Below are 20,282 nucleotides of genomic sequence, written 5' to 3' on the forward strand. Positions count from 1 at the left end.
TACTTATAGTTTGCAGCGACGCAGTTGCTCGCCATAATTACTGGCCCGACTCTTTACACGTCGTGCCGTATTCATCAGCCATGGCTTACTCTTGTGAGTACCACGGCGATACCCCCCCATACCTTCGTGATAGTTGAGATACAACTGATCAGCCCGCCACAGGGATACCCCATTCACACGACGGGCTTTATTGGTGTACCAGCCAATAAAATCAATTGCGTCAGCAAAGTCATCACGGCTTTTAAACCAGCCTCCGGTTTCATCCAGATATTCCTGCCAGGTACCGTCCTGCGCCTGGGCATAACCATAGGCTGAAGATTTACGCGGTAGCGGAATAAACAGGAAGTAAGGGCGAGGCGGCCGAACGTTGTGTCTGAAGCTGGATTCCTGATACATAATCGCCATCTGTACCTGCACAGGGGTTCCCCACTTCTTCTGGGATTTTTTTGCCGCCTTATACCAGCTGGGCTTTTCTCTGAAGATGCTACACAGGTTATGCCTGTCAGAAGGCGGAGCCGTACTACTGCACCCGCTTAACAGCAGGCTGATCAACAGGATCAGCCCCCCCAGTTTCTTAGTGTGGCTATTTTTAGAAAAGCTTTTTCTTAAGAACAAGGCCGATATTTGTATCATTCAACGCCCCAGTCCGCTTTCAGTGCTATGAAATCGTCTTCGGAAATCACTTTAACCCCAAGATTCTGTGCTTTGGTTAACTTCGATCCTGCTTTTTCTCCGGCCAGCAATACGGTGGTTTTTGCTGAAACAGACCCGGATACCTTAGCGCCCAGTTGTTGCAGAATCTCTTTTCCCTGATCTCTGGTCATAGAATGCAGGGAGCCGGTCAATACCCAGGTTTCTCCGGCCAGTGGTTGTGCTACGTCTTCAGCCGGTGCTTCAATAGCGGCCCATGTAACCCCCTGCTCCAGCAGTTCTGCAATCACGTCCTTATTATGAGGCTGACGGAAAAATTTCTCGATATGCGACGCCACAACAGGACCCACATCATCAACAGTTTGCAGATCATCAACACAGGCTGAACGAATGGCTTCCAGTTCTTTATAGTGGCTGACCAGACTGCGTGCCGTCGCCTCTCCCACTTCCCGAATACCCAGAGAATAAATAAAACGGGCAAGGGTTGTCGTACGACTGCGATCCAGGGCATTAATCAGGTTGGTGGCTGACTTTTTACCCATTCGCTCCAGGCCGGAAACCTGTTCTACCGTCAGTTTGTAGAGGTCGGCAACGGTATTAATCAGGCCTTTTGCCACCAGCTGGTCCACCAGTTTATCGCCCAGCCCTTCAATATCCAGCGCCTTGCGGGACGCATAATGCTTAATGGCTTCCTTACGCTGCGCGGAACAGAACAAACCACCGGAACAACGTGCCGATGCTTCACCTTCATCCTGCTCGATTTCAGAATCACACACCGGACAGGTGTCCGGCATAACAACATCTCGCAGCTGATCGTCTGAAGGCCGGCGGGAATGAACAACACCCACCACTTTAGGGATAACATCACCCGCCCGATGCACAATGACCGTATCACCTATTTTCAGATCGAGGCGGATAATTTCATCCATATTGTGCAACGTGGCATTACTGACCGTAACGCCCCCCACAAACACAGGCTCCAGTCTGGCGACAGGCGTTACCGCACCAGTTCGCCCCACCTGAAACTCAACGTCTTTCAGCAGGGTCATCTCTTCCTGCGCTGGAAACTTGCGGGCAATCGCCCAGCGTGGTGCGCGAGCCACAAAACCCAGCTGTTCCTGCAAAGCCAGGTCATTTACCTTGTAGACAATGCCGTCTATTTCATAAGGTAAACTCTGTCGTTTTTCTGCCAGCTGTCCGTAGTAATCTTCACAGGCTTTAATACCGGTGACGACCTGCATTTCAGGGTTAATGCGCAGCCCCCACTGACTGAACTGTTCCAGAATGTCAGCGTGTTTATCAGGCAGGCTACCCCCTTCGACAATACCGGCACTGTAACAGTACATATCCAGAGGACGACGTGCCGTCACTCTGGAATCCAGCTGCCGCAAACTGCCCGCAGCCGCATTACGGGGATTGACAAAGACCTTTTCTTCTCTGGCACGGGCGCGGGCATTCATCGTTTCAAAACCGGCTTTGGGCATGAAGATTTCACCGCGCACTTCCAGCCGTTCAGGCCAGCCTTTCCCCATGAGTTTAAGCGGTATGGATGAAATAGTCCGAACATTCTGGGTGATATCTTCCCCGGTGGTACCGTCACCACGGGTAGCACCACGAACCAGAATGCCATTCTCGTACAGCAAACTGACGGCAATACCATCCAGCTTGGGTTCACAGGCGTATTCGATATCAGCCGTAGCGGTCAGACGCTCTTTTACACGACGGTTAAAATCCTGCAGGTCGGCTTCATCGAAGGCATTATCCAGCGACAGCATCGGCAGTTCATGACGAACCTGACCAAACTCTTTCAGGGGGGCAGCACCGACACGCTGAGTAGGAGAATCTCCGGTGATCAATTCCGGATTGTCGGTTTCCAGTTGTTTCAGGCGTTGCAGTAACTGGTCGTAAGCGGCGTCACTGATCTGTGGATCATCCAGCACGTAATAACGATGGTTGTGGTGGTTAATCTGCTGACGCAGGTCCTGAATTTCCTGCTCAACATCTTCCTGAGAGAATAGATTTAGGTCAGTCATGGTCCGGGAGAGTATTAAAGCCCCGTCTTTTAAATAACATTTAACAACGACGGGGCTGACAAGAGAATTAGTGAGAAAGCTTGATCGCCAGCTGCTTACGTTCGTAATCACGAATGCGCTGGCGACAATGCTCCAGTGTCTGCTGGGTCATTACACTCATATTCTCATCCTTGAGTTCACCGCCAAGATCCAGTGCCAGCTGCTTTGCAGTTTCTTCCATCTGGGCAAAGGCTTTCTGCGGTGCTTCCGGTCCGGGCAGGCACAGAAACAGGCTGAGAATCGTCGTTTCTGTCGCTTCCATCTGTTCGATATCAAACGTACCCGGTTTTACACCGTTGGCAAGGCTGAACTGTATCTGTCCACTGCCGTCTTTGCTGCTGTAGCGATGGAAAATCGACCGATCACCAAAGCGCATGCCAGCCGTCAGTACACTTTGCAGCAGGCGGGTACCATCAAACAGCTCATTGTTTTTAGCCAGCACGTTAATGACGATCACTTCTTCAATAGCAGGGCGGTCAGACAGCTTTTCCTTGTCCTTTTCCACCTTCCTGACAGGTCGTTGCTTAGCCCTTGTCTCTGGAGCAGCAGGCTCAGCCATCGCTGCTACGGAGTCTGCACCATCCCGGATTTTATGCTGTAAAGGCTTAATCTCATCCATCGGTTGTGGCTGGTCATCGACAGAAGGTGCAGCAGGCTGTTCAAACCCGGTCTCCACGTTTCCTGCACGACCACTGGCTAACGGCTCGGACAGATCCAGCCCTGGTTCAATGGCTGAGCCAAAGTCCATGCTGTCAAAATCCGGTTCGATACGGTCAAAACGATTTGACCGATCTTCCCTGCGTACACGTTTTGGTGCATCAGACTCAACCGCCTCAGTTTCTGGCAGTTCATCCTGCGCACTGGTGGGACGCGCGCCGCCATTGGGCAGCTCACTGGAAAATGACTCGTCGTAGCCTTTTACTTCTTCAATTCCAAACGTCAACTCAGAGGCTCGTTTACGAGCCAGACGCATACGGCGGTATCCATCAATAATTACTCCAATAATGACGATAACTCCGATTACTATCAGCCACTCTCGTAAACTCATGTCCATGCCATCCGTCTTACCGCACTTTCCGGTTGCTCAGTGCTTACTACCTGACTCCCGAACCGGAAAAATAAGGTGTATTTCATTCAATGGTACATCAAAAATACATGAATCGGACTACCTTGAAAGCAATACACGACCATGTTGTTATACTACATTACTGCTACACCGCTACTACATTGCAGCCATAGCAGCTGCTTCTTCAATATCCACAGACACCGGCCGGGAAACTCCAGGCTCCTGCATGGTAACCCCCACCAGCTGATTAGCCGCCTGCATTGCAATCTTGTTGTGGGTGATGTAGATGAACTGTACCTTGTCACTCATCTCCGACACCATTTTTGCATAGCGGCCAACGTTAGCGTCATCCAGTGGCGCATCCACCTCGTCCAGCATACAGAACGGCGATGGATTCAACTGGAAGATGGCAAAAACCAGCGCAATGGCAGTCAGTGCCTTTTCCCCGCCGGATAACAGGTGGATAGTACTGTTCTTTTTACCGGGCGGCTGTGCCATGATCGCCACACCGGTATCCAGCAGATCTTCGCCCGTCAGTTCCAGATAAGCCCGGCCTCCGCCGAACACTCTGGGAAACAGATCCTGCAGACCTGAATTTACCTTATCAAAGGTATTCTTGAAACGTTGCCGGGTTTCCCGGTCAATCTTCCTGATTGCATTCTCTAACGTTTCCAGCGCAGATTCCAGATCTTCGTTCTGGGCGTCCAGATAGTTTTTGCGTTCAGACTGGGTTTCATACTCTTCAATCGCTGCCAGATTGATCGCCCCAAGTCGTTCAATCCGAGCCTGCAGACGTTCCAGTTCATACTCCCAGCCCTGCTCTGAAGCCTCTTCCGGCATATTAGCCAGCACCGTTTGCAGGTCAAACTGATCTTCTTTTAACTGTTCAGCCAGTGTCGTCCGGCGTACCTGCATGCCCTGCCAGTCCATACGCAGTTTTTCCAGACGGGAACGGGCAGTCTGTGCTTTCTGCTCAGCGGCCTGACGCTCTTTCTCATATTGTTGCAGATGCTGTTCAACCTTTTCCAGTTCACTGCGGGCGGTCTGCATGGCCTCTTCTTCTTCCAGCCGACGCGTCAGCAAAGCTTCCAGCTGCTCCTGTAATTCACCTTCAGGTGAGTGGGATTCATTCAGGGAAGCCTGTAACAGTTCCCTTCGCTCACGCAGTTTAGTGGACTGCTGGCTCAGCCGTTCGATGGCTGCCCGCAATGACATGACCTGACTGTTGATGCTCTGTTGTCGCAGTGCCAGCTGATGGGAACGCTCTTTATCGTGACGGGAGCGCTGTCGCACGTCTTCCAGCTTTTCACGACAACGTTCACGTTTTTCCAGCAGTTCATCTTTATGACTGCTGTCGTATTCCATAAGGTCCAGAGCTTCCTGCAATTTCAGGCGGGATTCATTCACTTGCTCCTGCTCAAGCAATTGCTGTTCCCGACAATCCGCCAGTTCCTGCTCCAGACGCCTGCGTCGCTCAGAAAACTGCTCCAACCGGACTTTGCGCCCCTGTAAGTCAGCACGCACTTCACCCTGCTGCCGGTTCAGATCAGACAACTGCTGTTGAATTTCCTTACGGAGACTTTCCAGAACATCGCCCTTCTCTCTGTGGTTTTGCAGGTCCTCGGCCAACTGTTCGAGAGTCTGCTCCAACTGTTCCAGTTTAATGGTCAGCGCTTCCAGCTCCTGCTGCCGTTCAAGCACCCCCGAGCTGTTATCGGCACTGCGATTAACCCGCAGCCAGCTGCGGGACAGCCAGATACCTTCCGGGGTAATGATCGATTCATGGGGTTCCAGTGACGCACGCAGCCCTAACGCTTTGTCCAGCGATTCACAGGTAAAAATACCGGCCAGCAATGGCAGGGCTTCACTACCAGCCACCACTTTACTGGCCAGAGCCACCAGCCCCGATTTATCCGCCTGCGGTGTTACGGTCTGGCTGGAATCCAGCAATATGGCTGAACCCTGTTCCAGATTACCGAGAAAACTGGCAACCGGATCAAAGCCATCGACACATAATGCCTGCAAACTGTCGCCCAAAACCGTTTCCATGGCCAGCTCCCAGCCACTGTCCACCTGCAGTTTTTCTGCCAGCCGGGGACGGTTCTGCAACCCATGTTCTTCCATCCACACCAGTACGCCGGTATCCTGCCCCATGGCGGCCTGTTGCAAGGCTTCCAGAGAGGCATGCCGACCACGCAGGGTACTGAGTTCAGAACGGCTGCGATCACGCTGCTCCAGTCGTTCATCCACTGCCGTACGATTCTGTTCGATTTCGGTCAGGGTATCTTCCTGACGCAGTTCCTGAGTCTCACGCGTCATTTCCAGTTCGGTCAGACGCTCAGCCAGCAGTTCAATTTCTTCCTGGTCTTCACCACCGCCAAGGCCATCCAGTTCGCCTTTCAGGCGCTGGTCTCGCTCGGACAGACGCTGAATCACCTGTTCAGCGTGTTGAATGCGGGACTGTTCGACTTCTGCCGTACGACGAGGTTCATGGGAACGCTGGTTAAACTGATCCCATTCCTGCTGCAGCCGGTGCATCTCTTCTTCCGCCTGAGCCAGCGCATCACCGGAACCGGCTTCCTGCTCCAGCAGCATTTCCAGCTCAGGTTCAATCTCCAGTTTCTCGGCTTCGAGCAGCTCCAGCTGTTCCTGATCATCCGCCATCTGTTCACGGGCTTCCTGCCAACTGTGTTCCAGCTGTTCAAGATCATGACTCAGCTCTTTCGCCCGCTCTTCACGGTGGCGCAAAGTCTGCTCGATGCGGGTAACTTCATTGCCGGTGCCGTAGAATTTAGCCTGAGTCTCGTGGAAGTGATCGCTCAGTTCCATCTGCGCGGCACGGTCTTCCTCCGAACGGGCATCTGCTGAGCGCTGTTGGCTGACAGCTGCTTCCAGCTGAACTTCCAGCTCACTGATAACGTGTTCCTGAGACTTCGCACCTTCATCAATGGTTTTCCAGCGCAGTGCCTGCAACTGAGCCTTTTTCAGGCGCTCTTCGCCTTTAAATTCCTTATACTTTTCCGCAGCCTGTGCCTGACGCTGCAAATGTCCAAGACGCCGACCCAGCTCTTCACGCAGGTCAGTCAGACGTTCAAGGTTTTCATTGGTACGACGAATGCGGTTTTCGGTTTCCCGCCTGCGTTCTTTGTATTTGGAGATGCCAGCGGCTTCTTCAATAAAGACGCGCAGTTCTTCCGGCTTGGATTCCACCAGGTTGGACACGATCCCCTGACTGATGATGGCATAGCTGCGAGGTCCGAGACCTGTCCCCAGAAAGATATCCATTACATCCCGCCGACGACATTTGGTTCCGTTGAGGTAATAGAAATTCTTGGCTTCAGAGGTAAGCAGACGCTTCACGGAGATTTCGCTGAATGCCGCGTATTCTCCGGTCACCCGGCCTTCGTTGTTGTCAAAGACCAACTCAACCGACGCTTTGGCAGCCGGTTTGCGACTGTTTGACCCCTTGAAAATAACATCGGTCATGGACTCGCCACGCAGGTGCTTGGCGGAAGACTCGCCCATCACCCAGCGCACAGCGTCGATAATATTAGACTTACCGCACCCGTTAGGCCCGACCACACCACTCATATTGGAGGGAAAATGAACCACGGTTGGGTCCACAAATGATTTGAAACCGGCCAGTTTGATCGATTTTAGACGCATCTTATCCTTTAGCTCATCGCTTTCGGGGCCACAGCATGCCGCCTCGCGGCCCCCATTCCCTGTCCTCGAGTGTTGCCTGGATCACCTACTGACGTATTGAACGAATCAAGTCTGATGACGTTCAGCAACATTTTGCTGCCAAAAGCCTTAACTTTCAGAGTGTACACAGGATTAGACTAACAGGAAAAGTCGTTAAATCCGAAAAGATAAGACCAGATGATGGAAAAGTAGTTCAGAAGCGGTTGTAAACCGCATCTATGCGGTCTGTTACGTTTAGCTGAACTAGCAAAAAAGTGCTATGACTTCTTCAGCTGTCTTTAAGGTTTCATTGTCGTTATAGTGTGGATTTATAGTGATTTTTAACTCATTAGGTGGCCCTTGTCTCCATTCACTTTCCTCTGGATTCAAAAATCTATATGGCCAGACCACTCCCACAATATAATCATTCAAAATTGGGTGAGTAAAGTTTACATCACAGATATTTTGCGCCAAATGGGGATGATAGTGGGATATTGAGGGATGCAGGTTATTCGGATTAGCATAGCCCCTGAAGCAGGTTGCATTGATCAGGTACACGTATCCAACAGTGCCGAAGTTAGAAAAAAACCAGCCAGCAACATGAGAACAGATACTTGAAGAAACCCCTGCACTGGCGTTATGAAATCGGGTTGCCCCGGATGAAGGCGCACATAACAAACCCAGCCTGGTCTCCGGGTCGACTAAAGGATCAGGGGTAAAAATCAGGCCTGTTTCAAAAATTTCATCAGGCGGCTTATAGCTGCCCACAAAAACGTAGCCGGTAAAATACCTCTGCCCGGGACGACTGCTGTCCTCTATGAGCATAGAGCCAGGCACTGTTGTTGTATCATTAATTTTTAGCTGATCGGTCAGGCATTCATACTTATCATACATGCAGATTACCTGCTGAGCCCCTGGCTTTGGGGCTTCAAGTAAGGGTTACAAACTGCATCCCTGCAGCCTGTTACACATTAATGCTCATCATGGCGAGGCGAAAAAGTCTCCACATCGGAGTACATGGTGCTTTTAATGGTCATCTGATCTCCCCTGGCCATTGGATAGGTATCTTCATCAGCCTTCATTTCAATCCGGTCGAGCTTGATATCATCAAGGTATGTGGCCTTATGTTGCGGATCTAGTTCACCTCGCACAGTAATATCACTTGGATCGACATCAACATCAATATTTTCAGGCAGTGTTTTCACGCCATCAGAAAGTATTTCAAGAAAGGGAGTATCTATACCCGCAGCCTTTACAGCATAGGTGATGACGGCAAAGGCTATCTTAAACACTTTAACAAATGGGATGTTAAGGTCTCTTTCCTTGAGTACCAACTTAACCTGATCGGTTCCTTTCCAGAGAAGCAGTTTCGTATTCCCTACATTCACTCCTTTTTCGATCGCCCAGTCTACATTAACAGTATCCATGCGGACGAACTTTCCATCCTTATAATAGAGAACCAGAAAATAAATCTCAGGGCTCCCAAACCATTCTCCGGTGCGCTTAAGTTTAAGCTTGATCAGGCTGGTTTCCTTAGCCCATTTTTTGCCATCGGTTGTAATTGGCACTTCAGCTTCTGAAGCAAGATCAGAATCAACGGCCATGGACATTGGCTTAAAGCGATAAACCAGTCGTATCACATCTTTTTTTACATCTTTCACATCGTCCAGTTTGATCGTTCTGAAATCACAAGCGCCCTCACGACAACTGTCGCCATCGGTTACATAGCCAATTTCAGGTACTTTCTCCCCCTCTGCTACCTCCACATCCGGGTCAGGTCGCACATAGCCCACCAAAGGCTTGTCAGTCTCACCAAGGCGATAGTAACGCCATCTGAGAATCGGTGGATCAGACTCATCAACCCGACCATACATATAACACCTGGCTACCGTTTCGACCTTATTTTGAGTGGCTTCCAGCTCAGGTATTTTATCTGCAAACTGTGGATATAAGGCCTTCACCTTATCAGGAAACTCCTGTAAAAAAAGTTCATGGTATTTACCAGTTTCCGTTCCCGCTCTTATAATAAGCTTGAACTTTTCACTATGTAAATCTAACCGCAGTGAAGTAATAAACTCATTCTGTGCAGCCATCAATTCTTCAAACTTTTCTTTATCAGACTGTTTCTGAAACTCCACACATTCTTCAGCTGTCATCGCCGAAACCGGCATAGAACCCAGTGAACCCAATAAAGGCAAGGCAAACTGCCAACTGCGAGAAATTTTAGCCATAGCAGGAGTACCTGACTGATTAGAGAGGAAAAACTAATTAAGAGAGGAAAATATGAAGGCTGAACTGAAATCAGCCTGACTATTTATTAGAAGGCAATAGTGCTTCTGTCAAACCAGGGAAGAAATATTCGACCTACCGTTAACCCGCAGGTTCTATCAACAGCTCAACCACTTCTTTGCTTTCAGGCCGGACAGACTTCACTTCACCTTTGTAATCCGGGTTCATCACGTCGCCGGAAAGGCTGATTGTCGCCACCACATCAAGCAGTTCTGTTTCCGATAATTTGCTGCCCCCCATCATCATGGCCGTGCTTTCATCCAGCACCACCTCCCCCGGCAGTTCTGATACCAGAACAGGCTTCACCGCTAAAGGCATACGCCCCTCTGCAGCTCTGGCAAATACCATCACCCGTGTATTACCCGGCAGAGACTGTAGCTCTGGCGCCAGAGACACCATTACCCTGAGCGAGGGCAACGGCTCACCCAGCATCTTTTTCGCCTGATTAATGCCGGTCAACAGCGACTCCCGCGCCTCCGGGTCGGTCTCAACAGAAAAGGCTTTATCCCAGGCTGCCAGCGCACCGGCGTAGTCTTTCAGTCCAAAAGCGGCAATACCCTGCATTCCAAGGGCTGTTGTATTAAATTCGTTGCGTGTCAGGGCTTCGTGCAGCAACTGACTGACCTCTGCATCAAACTGACTGTTGTTTTTCAGATACAGCACCTGAGCCAGCTGGGCAGCCCCCTGGTCACTGTCAGTCAGCTGATAAAAACGACGGAAAGCATGTACCGAATCCTCCATTCGCCCCAGAGCCAGATAGCGCCCACCCAGCAGATACAATGCCTGAGGGTTGTCTGGCTTCTTCTGCTGCCAGCTCTCCAGGGTCTCCAGTAGTGAATTCGAATTCAGCTCGGGCTTTGCCAGCGCTTCTGCCACCTGCAGTTCAGTCTGTGCGCCCAGCTTCCAGTAAAGTGGCAATGCCATCAGAGGAATCAGCAGCACAATCAGGGCCGACATGACAACGCCGGGACGAACGTCGAAGCCTTTACGGTGCCCTGCTGGCACATCACTCAACAGCTTTTTTTCAAGCTCTGCACGCATTTCATTAGCCAGGGCTGGAGCAATCAGTCCCTGACTGAGTTGTGCTTCCAGCTCTTTCTGTTGCTCGCGAAACTGTTCTATATTGGCTTCCCGGGCTGACGTACCAGACGACTTTCGCCGCTTAACCAGCAAAGGCACTGCGGCAAGAGCAATGGCAGCCATAATCAGTAAACCGGCAGAAAACCAGAAATTCATTATCATTGTTTACCGTCCAGAATGTTATCCAGCTCATCTTGTTCCGCTGTATCCAGCACGCTGGACTGAGCAGTTTTTCGATGCCTTTTTACGATCACGGCCAGAACCCCCAGCGCCAGAATCAGCAGGAATAAAGGGCCAAACCAGAGCAACAGGGTTTGAGCATTAAGCCGGGGTTTGTAAAGAACAAAGTCGCCATAGCGCTCCTGCATAAAGCGGATAATATCCTGATCCTCCCTGCCTTCATCAATCAGTCGATAGACCTCACGACGTAGGTCTTCTGAAATGGTGGCGTTGGAATCGGCAATCGACTGGTTCTGGCATTGTGGACATCGTAACTCTGTCGTCAGTCGAATAAACCGGCTCTGCTGTTCCGGCGTTTCAAATACATAGTCGTCTATTGCGGCAGCATTCGCTGCCATCGCCCACAGAGAGAACACTAGCAGAGAAATAACATATCGGATGACCTGAAGCATTCAGCCTGACTCCTTCTGCAAAGCCTGGTAACGGGGTTTCAGGTCTTCCTCCCAGACCCGCTTGTCCACTATGCCAATATGCTTGTAGCGGATCATACCCTGCTGATCAACCAGAAAGGTTTCCGGCGCGCCATAAACACCCAGATCAATGCCCAGTCTGCCATCCACATCGGCGACACTTAAGACATAAGGGTCATCCTTTTGTTTCAGCCATTGCCGGGCGTCAGCCTGTTCATCCTTGTAGTTCACGCCATAAATCGTGACGCCCTGATCAGCCAGTTCCATCAGGTATGGGTGTTCAACCCGGCAGGCGACACACCACGAACCCCAGACATTCAGCAAAAAGACCTGCCCTGTAATTTCTTTTGCCGTTATTAAACGCTCAGGGTTTAATACCGCTGGCAACTGAAACTCCGGCAAAGGTCTGTTCAGCAATGCAGAAGGCAAGTCATTTTTGTTTTCCCGAAACAGAGCCCGGTAAAACAACAGAGACAACACCAGAAATAAAACCAGAGGCACCAATGTCCATTTCTTCACACAGCGACTCCTTCTGCATCGTCCTTACGGGAATCTATTGCTGATCGTCGTTTTGTCACCCGCATTCGGTAACGCCGGTCGGCAATAGCGACAAAACCACCCAGCGCCATAAAGATCGCACCCAGCCAGATAAAACGGACGAAGGGTTTTACATGCAGCCTGAGCGCCCAGCTGTCATCACCCAGACTTTCACCCAGTGCAACATAGAGGTCTCGTGACATACGTGGATGAATCGCGGCTTCTGTCATAGGCATATTCTGTACCTGATAAAGCCGTTTTTCCGGATGCATACGGGCCACTTGCCGCTGACCTTCAAAGACCGTTACGCTGCCATAATCAGACAGATAGTTAGGTCCCTGCCGACGCTGAATACCGTCGAAGCGGAAGGTGTAATCGCCCAGGGTCGCCATATCGCCCGGCGCCATGCGGACATCTTTCTGTACCGTATAACCGGCACTCATCGCCACACCAATAAAGGTAACAGCCAGCCCAAGATGAGCCAGCTGCATGCCGTAATAGCTGGCCCTCAGTGTTTTCATACCTTGCCACAGCCCTTTGTGGCGGGTTTTATTCATAATGTCCCGGGCAATGGCTAAAACAATCCACAGCACCAGCCCTATCGCCAGAGCTTCACTGATCAGGAAGCTATCTCCATAAAGCAGGCTGAATGCAAACCCTCCCACCACTGACATCAGCAAAATCCAGCGCACCTGCAACCATAGCCAGGAAGTAAGATTTTCCTTCCAGTTAAGTAACAGGCCAACCCCAAGACTGAGCGCCAGCAACATCGACAGTGGTACAAACAGTGTATTGAAATAAGGAGGGCCCACGGAGATCAGCCCCATATCCAACGCATCGAGAATCAAAGGAAACAGCGTTCCCAGCAACACGGTTGCCGCTGCAATGGTCAGCAGCACATTGTTCAGCAGCAGAAAGGTTTCTCTGGACAGCAGGCCGAAACCAATCCGGTTTTGCGCCTGTGGTGCTCTGAAAGCAAACAGCGTCAATGACGCCCCCACCACCACGACCAGATAAACCAATATAAACAAGCCACGCTCCGGGTCACTGGCAAACGCATGCACAGACGTCAGCACGCCCGAGCGGACCAGAAAAGTGCCAAACAGGCTTAACGAAAAGGTGAAAATCGCCAGTAGCAGTGTCCAGCTTTTAAACAATCCTCTTTTTTCTGTCACTGCCAGAGAGTGCATCAACGCTGTACCCACCAGCCACGGCATAAGCGAGGCATTTTCCACCGGATCCCAGAACCACCAGCCACCCCAGCCCAGTTCGTAATAGGCCCACCAGCTGCCAAGGGCAATCCCGAGGGTCATGAAGCACCATGCCACTGTCGTCCAGGGTCTGGCCCAGCGCGCCCAGGCGCTGTCCATTTTACCTTCGAGGAGCGCAGCGATTGCAAACGCGAAAGCAACCGCAAACCCTACATACCCCATATACAACATGGGCGGATGAACAATCATGCCAAAATCCTGCAGCAGCGGATTCAGGTCGTTACCATCGAGCGGTGGAAATGGCAGGATTCGGGCAAACGGGTTAGAGGTAAACAGGATAAACAGCAAAAAGCCGACGCTGACCAGCCCCAGTACCGACAGCACTCTTGCCGACAGTTCATGGGGTAAGCGATAGCTGAACATGGCGACGGCCTGTGTCCAGCCTGCCAGCACCAGAATCCACAGCAACAGAGAGCCTTCATGGCCTCCCCAGGTGGCGGTAATCTTGTACTGCACCGGCAACAGAATATTGGAATTACCAGCGACATACGCCACAGAAAAGTCATCACTGACAAACGCATACACCAGACACATAAACGACAGTAATACAAAAGCAAACTGCCCAAATGCCAATGTTCTGCCCATCGCCATCCAGCGCAGCTTGCCCATGTAGCTGCCTGCCAGGGGGATAATGCCCTGGAGGAGCGCCATGCAGAATGACAGGATCAGCGCCAGAAGCCCCAGTTCAGGATTCATTGTTTACCTCCTTCCACCGCTGGCTTTTTAATGGGATGGGGAGCCGCATTTTCAAGTGCCTTTTGCACTTCCGGCGGCATATAGTTTTCATCGTGTTTGGCCAGGATTTCGTCAGCAATAAAACGACGCTTGTCATCCAGTTTTCCCGTTCCAACAACACTCTGCCCTTCACGAAACAGGTCGGGCAGTATACCCGTGTATTGAACTTCCACCTCTGCCGCCCCATCCGTAATTTTGAAATGAACGGTCAGCCCCTTGCTATCCCTTTTCACCGAGCCGGGAACAACAATGCCGCCAGCACGAAAGCGACTGTTCTGAGGTGCTTCTCCGGCAACGATCTGTGATGGGGAGTAGAAATGGTTAATGTTATCTTTCAAAGCCAGCATCATCAGTGTTACCGCCAGCCCCACACCAAAAACCAGCAATAAGATCAGAATTAACCGCTGCCGCCGAATCGGGTTCATAATACTTCCCCCTTGTTCGTCGCAGTGTCCGTCGCTTTGTCAGGGCTACAGCGACTTCCATCAGGACCACTTCTGACCATCTGAACTGACCTTTCTGATGTTGTTATTGCTTTTTTTGTTCGATGACGATGAATTTGTATCGAACGGATGGCCTGCTGCTGGCGCAACAAAGGAATCCCGATATTGTATAGTATTACCAGTAAACCGATCCCATAGGCGGTCCAGACATAAAGCCCATGCCCGCCCATATCAATCAGACTGCTCACGCTCTCAAAATACATTCAATACCATCCCCCGAACTTATTCTGTTTATTGCTGAGTAGAAAGAAGCGTGTTTACTATCAGCTGTTATAAAGAATCAGCTGTTATAAGGATTTTTCTGAGGGTGTCAGTAATGCCTGAACCCACTTAGTACGTCTTTCCCGGCTAAGAATCTCAGCTCTCATTCGCATCAACAGAACTACTGCAAAAAACAGGTAAAAGGCCACAATAGAGATCAGAAGCGGCCATAGCATCTCCGGAGCCATTGATGGTTTGCTGGTCAGTTTGAGTGTTGCTCCCTGGTGCAGGGTATTCCACCATTCAACAGAAAATTTGATAATGGGCAGGTTGACCACACCGACCAGCGCCAGGATGGCACAGGCTTTTGATGCAGCATGAGTTCCGTTTATTGCCCCTCTTAAAGCAATGATTCCCAGATAAAGAAAGAGAAGAACCAGCATTGATGTAAGACGTGCATCCCAGACCCACCAGGTACCCCAGGTGGGTTTACCCCATATCGCACCGGTCACCAGAGCAAGAAAGCAGAAGGAGGCACCCACCGGCGCACTGCACTGCAAAGCAATATCCGCCAGTTTTATCTTCCAGATCAGGCTGATAGCGGCCGCTATTGCCATCATGGCATAAATTGCTGAAGCCAGAAACGCACTGGGTACGTGAAGAAAAATAATTCGATAGCTGTTTCCCTGAAGGTAATCCGGCGGGGCAAACAATAACCCCCATCCTAAACCTGTAAAGATCAGCAGTGCAGCTGACAGTGCCAGCCATGGCAACCATCGACCACTGATTTCGTAGAACCATTTGGGAGAACCCAGTCTGTGGAAAATACGCCAGCTCATTACTGCTTAGACTATCTCGTTGTTATTACTATCAAAATGCAATTTTTATCACCAGAGGTGACGAAAACCGCATTTTCCGCTGGTGGCTGTTTATTAATTTTTACTATGGAGATGTAATGTCCATCGCCACAGGTAACGAAACAGTACCGGATTTTATCTGAAATGCACAGATGAATAAGACAGAAAACCACATTCAGCAGCAGGGAGGAGGAAAAAAACGGTTATCCACAGGCCATTACCCACAGACAAGAGCCAAACACTCAAACCTGTGGATAAGGCAGACAGAAATTACTCAGGTCTCATGGTGACGACTTCTTCTGGTTCAGAGTCAGACCTCAGGGTGACAGGGAAATCCAGCGCCAGCCACGAATAGTAACCATCCCGGAAGAAAAACACACGTTTGTATCCCCAGAGCGCAGCAAGATAGCTGGCGATAGCGCCGCGCATGTGGTAAGTGCTGTTCCCATAGATCACGATTGGCGTATTCTTGTCCAAAGTACCTGGCATAAAGAGCTGCCGAAAGCCCGATTTCAGGTCAAGATTGTGGGCTCCATCAACCCTTCCCCAACGCCACTGGTCCAGAGGGCGGACATCGATAAACAGAGCACCCAGCTCGTGCAGTCTTTTGGCCTGATGGGTATTGACTGTGACGACATCCTTGATATTGACGGGCGCTTCCTGTGCGGAGAGAAAAGAGCTGGACAAGGCAAGAATGATTCCTGCTACATAAGAAATCCATTTCATATTGATACAGTCCGTTATAAAACTTCTTAATAAAAAAGTATATGGAGCGCATGACGGCTTACATGGAACATTAAGAAACTAAAAACCGCCTGTTCAAAGCGATGCAGTATATAAACTGTGCAAACTAATGAATTAACCAGCAGAAACTGGCCTGTTCAGCAGTAGAAACCCGGCCACTCTTCGATAAGAAGCCATTACTAATTGTTGGATTGGGAATGAACCCACTGGAAGAGCTCAGCTCAACCAGTGGTGAAGTTTGCCTCTGAGCCGAAGGGCTGCCTGAGAATGAATCTGGCTGACGCGGGATTCACTGACACCCAGCACCTTGCCGATTTCCTTGAGGTTCATCTCTTCATCGTAATAAAGCATCAGAACCAGCTTTTCCCGTTCTGGCAGTTTTTCAATCGCATCCACCAGGGCATATTTGAATTTTTCTTCCTGGGTGTCTGCCTGAGGTCCCTGATCACCAGAGCGCGCCTGCATTCTTGATTCTTCACTGTCAAACAGCTCTTCAAAACTGAACAGACGGCAACCACGCAGATCACTGAGAATTGTGTAAAACTCTCCCACTTTTACATTGAGTTCTGCGGCTACTTCAAAGTCCCTCGCATCACGTCCGAGTCTTGCTTCTACTTTTTGTACGGCCTCTGATACTTTCCGACTGTTGCGATAAACAGACCTTGGTCCCCAGTCACCTTTGCGAATTTCATCCAGCATCGCCCCCCGAATACGAATACCGGCAAAGGTTTCGAAGCTCGCACCTTTTGTAGCATCGTATTTTCCGGCTGCTTCCAGCAGCCCGATCATGCCCGACTGAACCAGGTCATCAATCTGAACACTGGCAGGCATTCTGGCAGCAAGATGATTAGCAATTCGTTTCACCAATCCACGATGCAGTTCAACCAGCTCAGTCACTTCTGCCTTTTTCCGTTTTTTCTGTGCTTCAGTCAGTTCCGCTTCAGAAGGCTGCTTGCCAGACTTTTGAGTGATCTCGTTCATGATTAAACCCTTTCTTTTATTCTTGTTGGTAAAAAGAACTCAATGCGCCCACGGGGAGGCGTAACTGGCATGGAATGCAGTTGATGGGCAATTCGAAGAATGGCTTTGGACGCACGACAATCCGGGTTATGTTCAAGCAGCGCTTTTTGTTCTTTCAGAGATTCTGCAACCGTCTTGTCAAAAGGAATGGTTCCCAGGAATCGCAAAACAATCTCAACTTCGTCTTTTAATTGTGCCTGCAGCTTTTCAAACTGCTGCGCCCCGGAACGACGATTACTCACTGCATTGACGATGATGCCGAATTTCTGGACACCATAAATCCGGTATAAAACCCGAATTAAACGCAAAGCGTCGAGTAATGAAACCACTTCCTGATTAACAACAATGAGAATTTCTCCTGCTGCCTGAATCAGGGTGATATTGTCTGGTGCCAGACCCGGAGAGGTATCAAGAATAAGGGTATCGAGAGAGGGAGCAAGGGGTTCCAGACTATCAATCATTTCAACAGCATGGCTGACATTAATTGACTCCCGCCAAATAGGCTTTCCTCCAGGGGTAAGCACATTAACACCAGAAGGTCCCTGTCTTAAAAGACCGTGACCATAGGCTTCTATACGACTGGTTTCAGGAGCGTTCATATCGAGGTCTTTCTCAAGACCCAGGGTAACCCCCACATCTGGAACATCCAGGTTACCATCGACCAGAACAACTTTTCGTCCTTTTTTGGCCAGTGCCAGTGCCAGGTTCACAGATATCAGTGTTTTACCTACCCCGCCTTTACACCCCGCGACCGCAATCACTTGTTTTGTTGATGAGTTCATAATTGACCAGCTTCAGATTTGAGTTTGTCGACATTTAAAAACGACATTTATCTTTTACCGCTACATCAATTCCTTACTTCAACAACTTTTTTAATGTCACCTTTTATATAACAAGTCTTATGCCAGTCTTTTAAAAAACAGCAAATACACGAGTTGTCACCACCTTGACGTGGCAATAATTTGACCAGGTAACAAAAGCAACAGATAACTCATTGATTATGTTGATTTTTATTTTTATCGTTCATTTTTCTGGCGTGATAATAAATTGACACCACACAAACACTGTCACCATTTAATACAAACTGGTTGTTTTTTTGAAAAGCGTAACGAAAATTAATTGACAGTGTCAGTTTATAGTGACGAATTAATGACAAATTATTCAGATTAAAACTGGAAAATTTGACATTTTTTTGTCATTTGCAGATGACATACATAACAAAAATAAAAACGACATCTTTATGTCATTTTTATTTTTACTTAAAGAAACAGGAATGAATTACGAACGAGATGAACAAGTGATTTATTCAAACAAAAAAAAACGCCATAGACAGGTCTATGGCGTTTTTTTTCAGGTCAGGAAAATAATTAGCGGGCAGTTTCTTCGTAGCGGTGCAAACTGTACTTTCTCATTTTTTCAACCAGTGTCGTACGACGAATTTGAAGCTTATCAGCAGCCCTGGCAACAACATTATTACAGTCACTTAACGCCTGCTGAATCAGGCTTTTTTCCAGACGGGTCAGAAATTCTTTCAGGTCCAGACCACCGACCGGTAGCACAGCCAGATCATCCACACCGCCACTGCCTGCTGGTTGAATACTATCGGGGAAGAGATCAGCAACACCGTCATCGTCACCGGTATGCTGATCAAAATGGCAGAAATTTGGCGGCAGATCCTGAATACCCACAACACCATAGGGGTACATCACTGCCAGGCGCTCCAGCAGATTGGCCATCTCCCGGACATTACCCGGCCAGTCATGACGACACAAAGAAAGAATAGAGGCAGAACTAAGCCGGATAGAACCCCTGCCCTGCTTTTCCATTGCACCCACCAGTTCATTAAGAATCAGTGGAATATCCTCAGGTCGCTCTCTGAGGGCAGGCATTTCAATCGGGAATACATTTAACCGGTAATAGAGGTCTTCCCGGAACTCACCCACCTCAATCATATCTTTAAGGTTTTTATGGGTAGCGGCAATGATTCTGACATTCACCTCGATGGGTTCAGAGCCACCTACACGATCAAAGGTTCTTTCCTGCAACACACGCAGCAGCTTGACCTGCATGTGCATGGGCATATCACCGATTTCATCCAGGAACAGAGTGCCACCCTGAGCCAGCTCAAAGCGCCCTTTCCGGGTAGCAACTGCACCGGTAAAAGAACCCTTTTCATGGCCAAAGAGTTCGCTTTCGAGCAGGTCGTGGGGAATCGCACCACAATTCACCGGAACAAAAGGTCCACCCTTCCGGTCAGAATGTTCGTGCAGATTACGCGCCACCACTTCCTTGCCGGTTCCAGACTCTCCGGTTATCAGCACGCTGACATCACTGTTTGCCACTTTCGACATGGCGGCTCGCACTTTACGAATTCTTTCCCCTTTGCCCACCAGCCCGCGAAACAGTTCCACCTGGTGATTAAAACCGGTTTGGTGCACCTGTCGCCACTGCTCACGATACACCTGCCCATAGTGCAGACACGAAAGCAGCTGCGGCTTGGTGCAAGGCCAGTCGATGCGGGCAATAATTTGACGGCGAAGTGAGGATTGAAGGTTTTCAGGAAGGGGTTCAGCAACACGAACGACCGGTACACCTCCGCTCCAGCGCTGTATGCGGGCAATCATTCCCTGCAGAGAGCTTTCAGCCTGAAGAAAATCTCCCAGAAACAAGGCACAGAAGCCACCCTTGTCCATGTCGCTGACGGCTTCTTCCCAGTATGCCGCACCAATAGCCTTGGTGCGATACCCCATAAATTCAAGTATGGTGCTGAGGTCATGGCGACGCTGCTGAGCGTCTTCTATGATAAGCACCTGATCCACTGTCTCCATTGTAACGACGGTCCCTGTCATCAAAGCAATGAAAAAAAACAGCTTGAATTAATCAGAATCGCTATAAAACATACTCTTATTAATTCATTTAAGG

Annotated in this window: 17 protein-coding genes; all 17 read right to left on the minus strand. The window is 49.7% G+C overall.

The annotated features are described in order from the left end of the window. Positions 1–3: 3 nt before the first annotated feature. Positions 4–633, minus strand: coding sequence for a transglycosylase SLT domain-containing protein (locus NX722_RS16305; protein ID WP_262563887.1), 630 nt, complete (start codon positions 631–633; stop codon positions 4–6). After that, the gene (ligA, locus tag NX722_RS16310) at positions 630–2,684 is read right to left on the minus strand and encodes an NAD-dependent DNA ligase LigA (protein ID WP_262563888.1); all 2,055 of its coding nucleotides are present in this window, start codon (positions 2,682–2,684) and stop codon (positions 630–632) included. Before ligA ends, NX722_RS16305 begins: the two co-directional genes overlap by 4 nt. 67 nt (positions 2,685–2,751) lie before the next feature. Further along, the gene (gene zipA, locus NX722_RS16315) at positions 2,752–3,771 is read right to left on the minus strand and encodes a cell division protein ZipA (RefSeq protein WP_262563889.1); all 1,020 of its coding nucleotides are present in this window, start codon (positions 3,769–3,771) and stop codon (positions 2,752–2,754) included. A gap of 174 nt (positions 3,772–3,945) precedes the next feature. After that, on the minus strand, positions 3,946–7,455 hold the full coding sequence (smc, locus tag NX722_RS16320) for a chromosome segregation protein SMC (protein WP_262563890.1): 3,510 nt from the start codon (positions 7,453–7,455) through the stop codon (positions 3,946–3,948). Between the two features lie 282 nt (positions 7,456–7,737). Continuing rightward, complete coding sequence (locus tag NX722_RS16325) at positions 7,738–8,367, minus strand: hypothetical protein (protein ID WP_262563891.1); 630 nt, start codon at positions 8,365–8,367, stop codon at positions 7,738–7,740. 77 nt (positions 8,368–8,444) lie between these two features. Continuing rightward, positions 8,445–9,704, minus strand: coding sequence for a hypothetical protein (locus tag NX722_RS16330; RefSeq protein WP_262563892.1), 1,260 nt, complete (start codon positions 9,702–9,704; stop codon positions 8,445–8,447). 139 nt (positions 9,705–9,843) lie between these two features. After that, positions 9,844–10,998: a c-type cytochrome biogenesis protein CcmI gene (gene ccmI / locus NX722_RS16335; protein WP_265442361.1), complete on the minus strand. Its 1,155-nt coding sequence runs from the start codon at positions 10,996–10,998 to the stop codon at positions 9,844–9,846. A gap of 2 nt (positions 10,999–11,000) precedes the next feature. Next, positions 11,001–11,474: a cytochrome c-type biogenesis protein gene (locus tag NX722_RS16340; protein WP_262563895.1), complete on the minus strand. Its 474-nt coding sequence runs from the start codon at positions 11,472–11,474 to the stop codon at positions 11,001–11,003. Then, a complete protein-coding gene (locus NX722_RS16345) occupies positions 11,475–12,011 on the minus strand; it encodes a DsbE family thiol:disulfide interchange protein (protein ID WP_262563896.1) in 537 nt (178 codons plus the stop codon). It abuts the gene before it with no gap. After that, a complete protein-coding gene (locus NX722_RS16350; RefSeq protein WP_262563897.1) occupies positions 12,008–13,996 on the minus strand; it encodes a heme lyase CcmF/NrfE family subunit in 1,989 nt (662 codons plus the stop codon). The genes NX722_RS16345 and NX722_RS16350 overlap by 4 nt, the downstream gene beginning before the upstream one ends. Further along, positions 13,993–14,460: a cytochrome c maturation protein CcmE gene (gene ccmE, locus NX722_RS16355; protein WP_262563898.1), complete on the minus strand. Its 468-nt coding sequence runs from the start codon at positions 14,458–14,460 to the stop codon at positions 13,993–13,995. The genes NX722_RS16350 and ccmE overlap by 4 nt, the downstream gene beginning before the upstream one ends. Next, entirely contained in the window at positions 14,457–14,741 is a 285-nt protein-coding gene (ccmD, locus tag NX722_RS16360; protein ID WP_262563899.1) for a heme exporter protein CcmD, read from the minus strand. The genes ccmE and ccmD overlap by 4 nt, the downstream gene beginning before the upstream one ends. A gap of 84 nt (positions 14,742–14,825) precedes the next feature. Continuing rightward, positions 14,826–15,578, minus strand: a complete 753-nt coding sequence (locus tag NX722_RS16365) for a heme ABC transporter permease (RefSeq protein WP_262563900.1) — start codon at positions 15,576–15,578, stop codon at positions 14,826–14,828. A gap of 288 nt (positions 15,579–15,866) precedes the next feature. Then, a complete protein-coding gene (locus NX722_RS16370) occupies positions 15,867–16,322 on the minus strand; it encodes a rhodanese-like domain-containing protein (protein ID WP_262563901.1) in 456 nt (151 codons plus the stop codon). 234 nt (positions 16,323–16,556) lie between these two features. Further along, the gene (locus tag NX722_RS16375; protein WP_318654059.1) at positions 16,557–17,321 is read right to left on the minus strand and encodes an RNA polymerase sigma factor FliA; all 765 of its coding nucleotides are present in this window, start codon (positions 17,319–17,321) and stop codon (positions 16,557–16,559) included. 2 nt (positions 17,322–17,323) lie between these two features. Next, entirely contained in the window at positions 17,324–18,142 is an 819-nt protein-coding gene (locus tag NX722_RS16380) for a MinD/ParA family ATP-binding protein (RefSeq protein ID WP_262563902.1), read from the minus strand. 585 nt (positions 18,143–18,727) lie between these two features. Continuing rightward, positions 18,728–20,188: a sigma-54 dependent transcriptional regulator gene (locus tag NX722_RS16385; protein WP_262563903.1), complete on the minus strand. Its 1,461-nt coding sequence runs from the start codon at positions 20,186–20,188 to the stop codon at positions 18,728–18,730. Positions 20,189–20,282: the final 94 nt, after the last annotated feature.

Origin of the sequence: Endozoicomonas gorgoniicola (assembly GCF_025562715.2) — a bacterium.
In the GTDB taxonomy this organism is placed as follows: Bacteria; Pseudomonadota; Gammaproteobacteria; order Pseudomonadales; family Endozoicomonadaceae; genus Endozoicomonas_A; species Endozoicomonas_A gorgoniicola.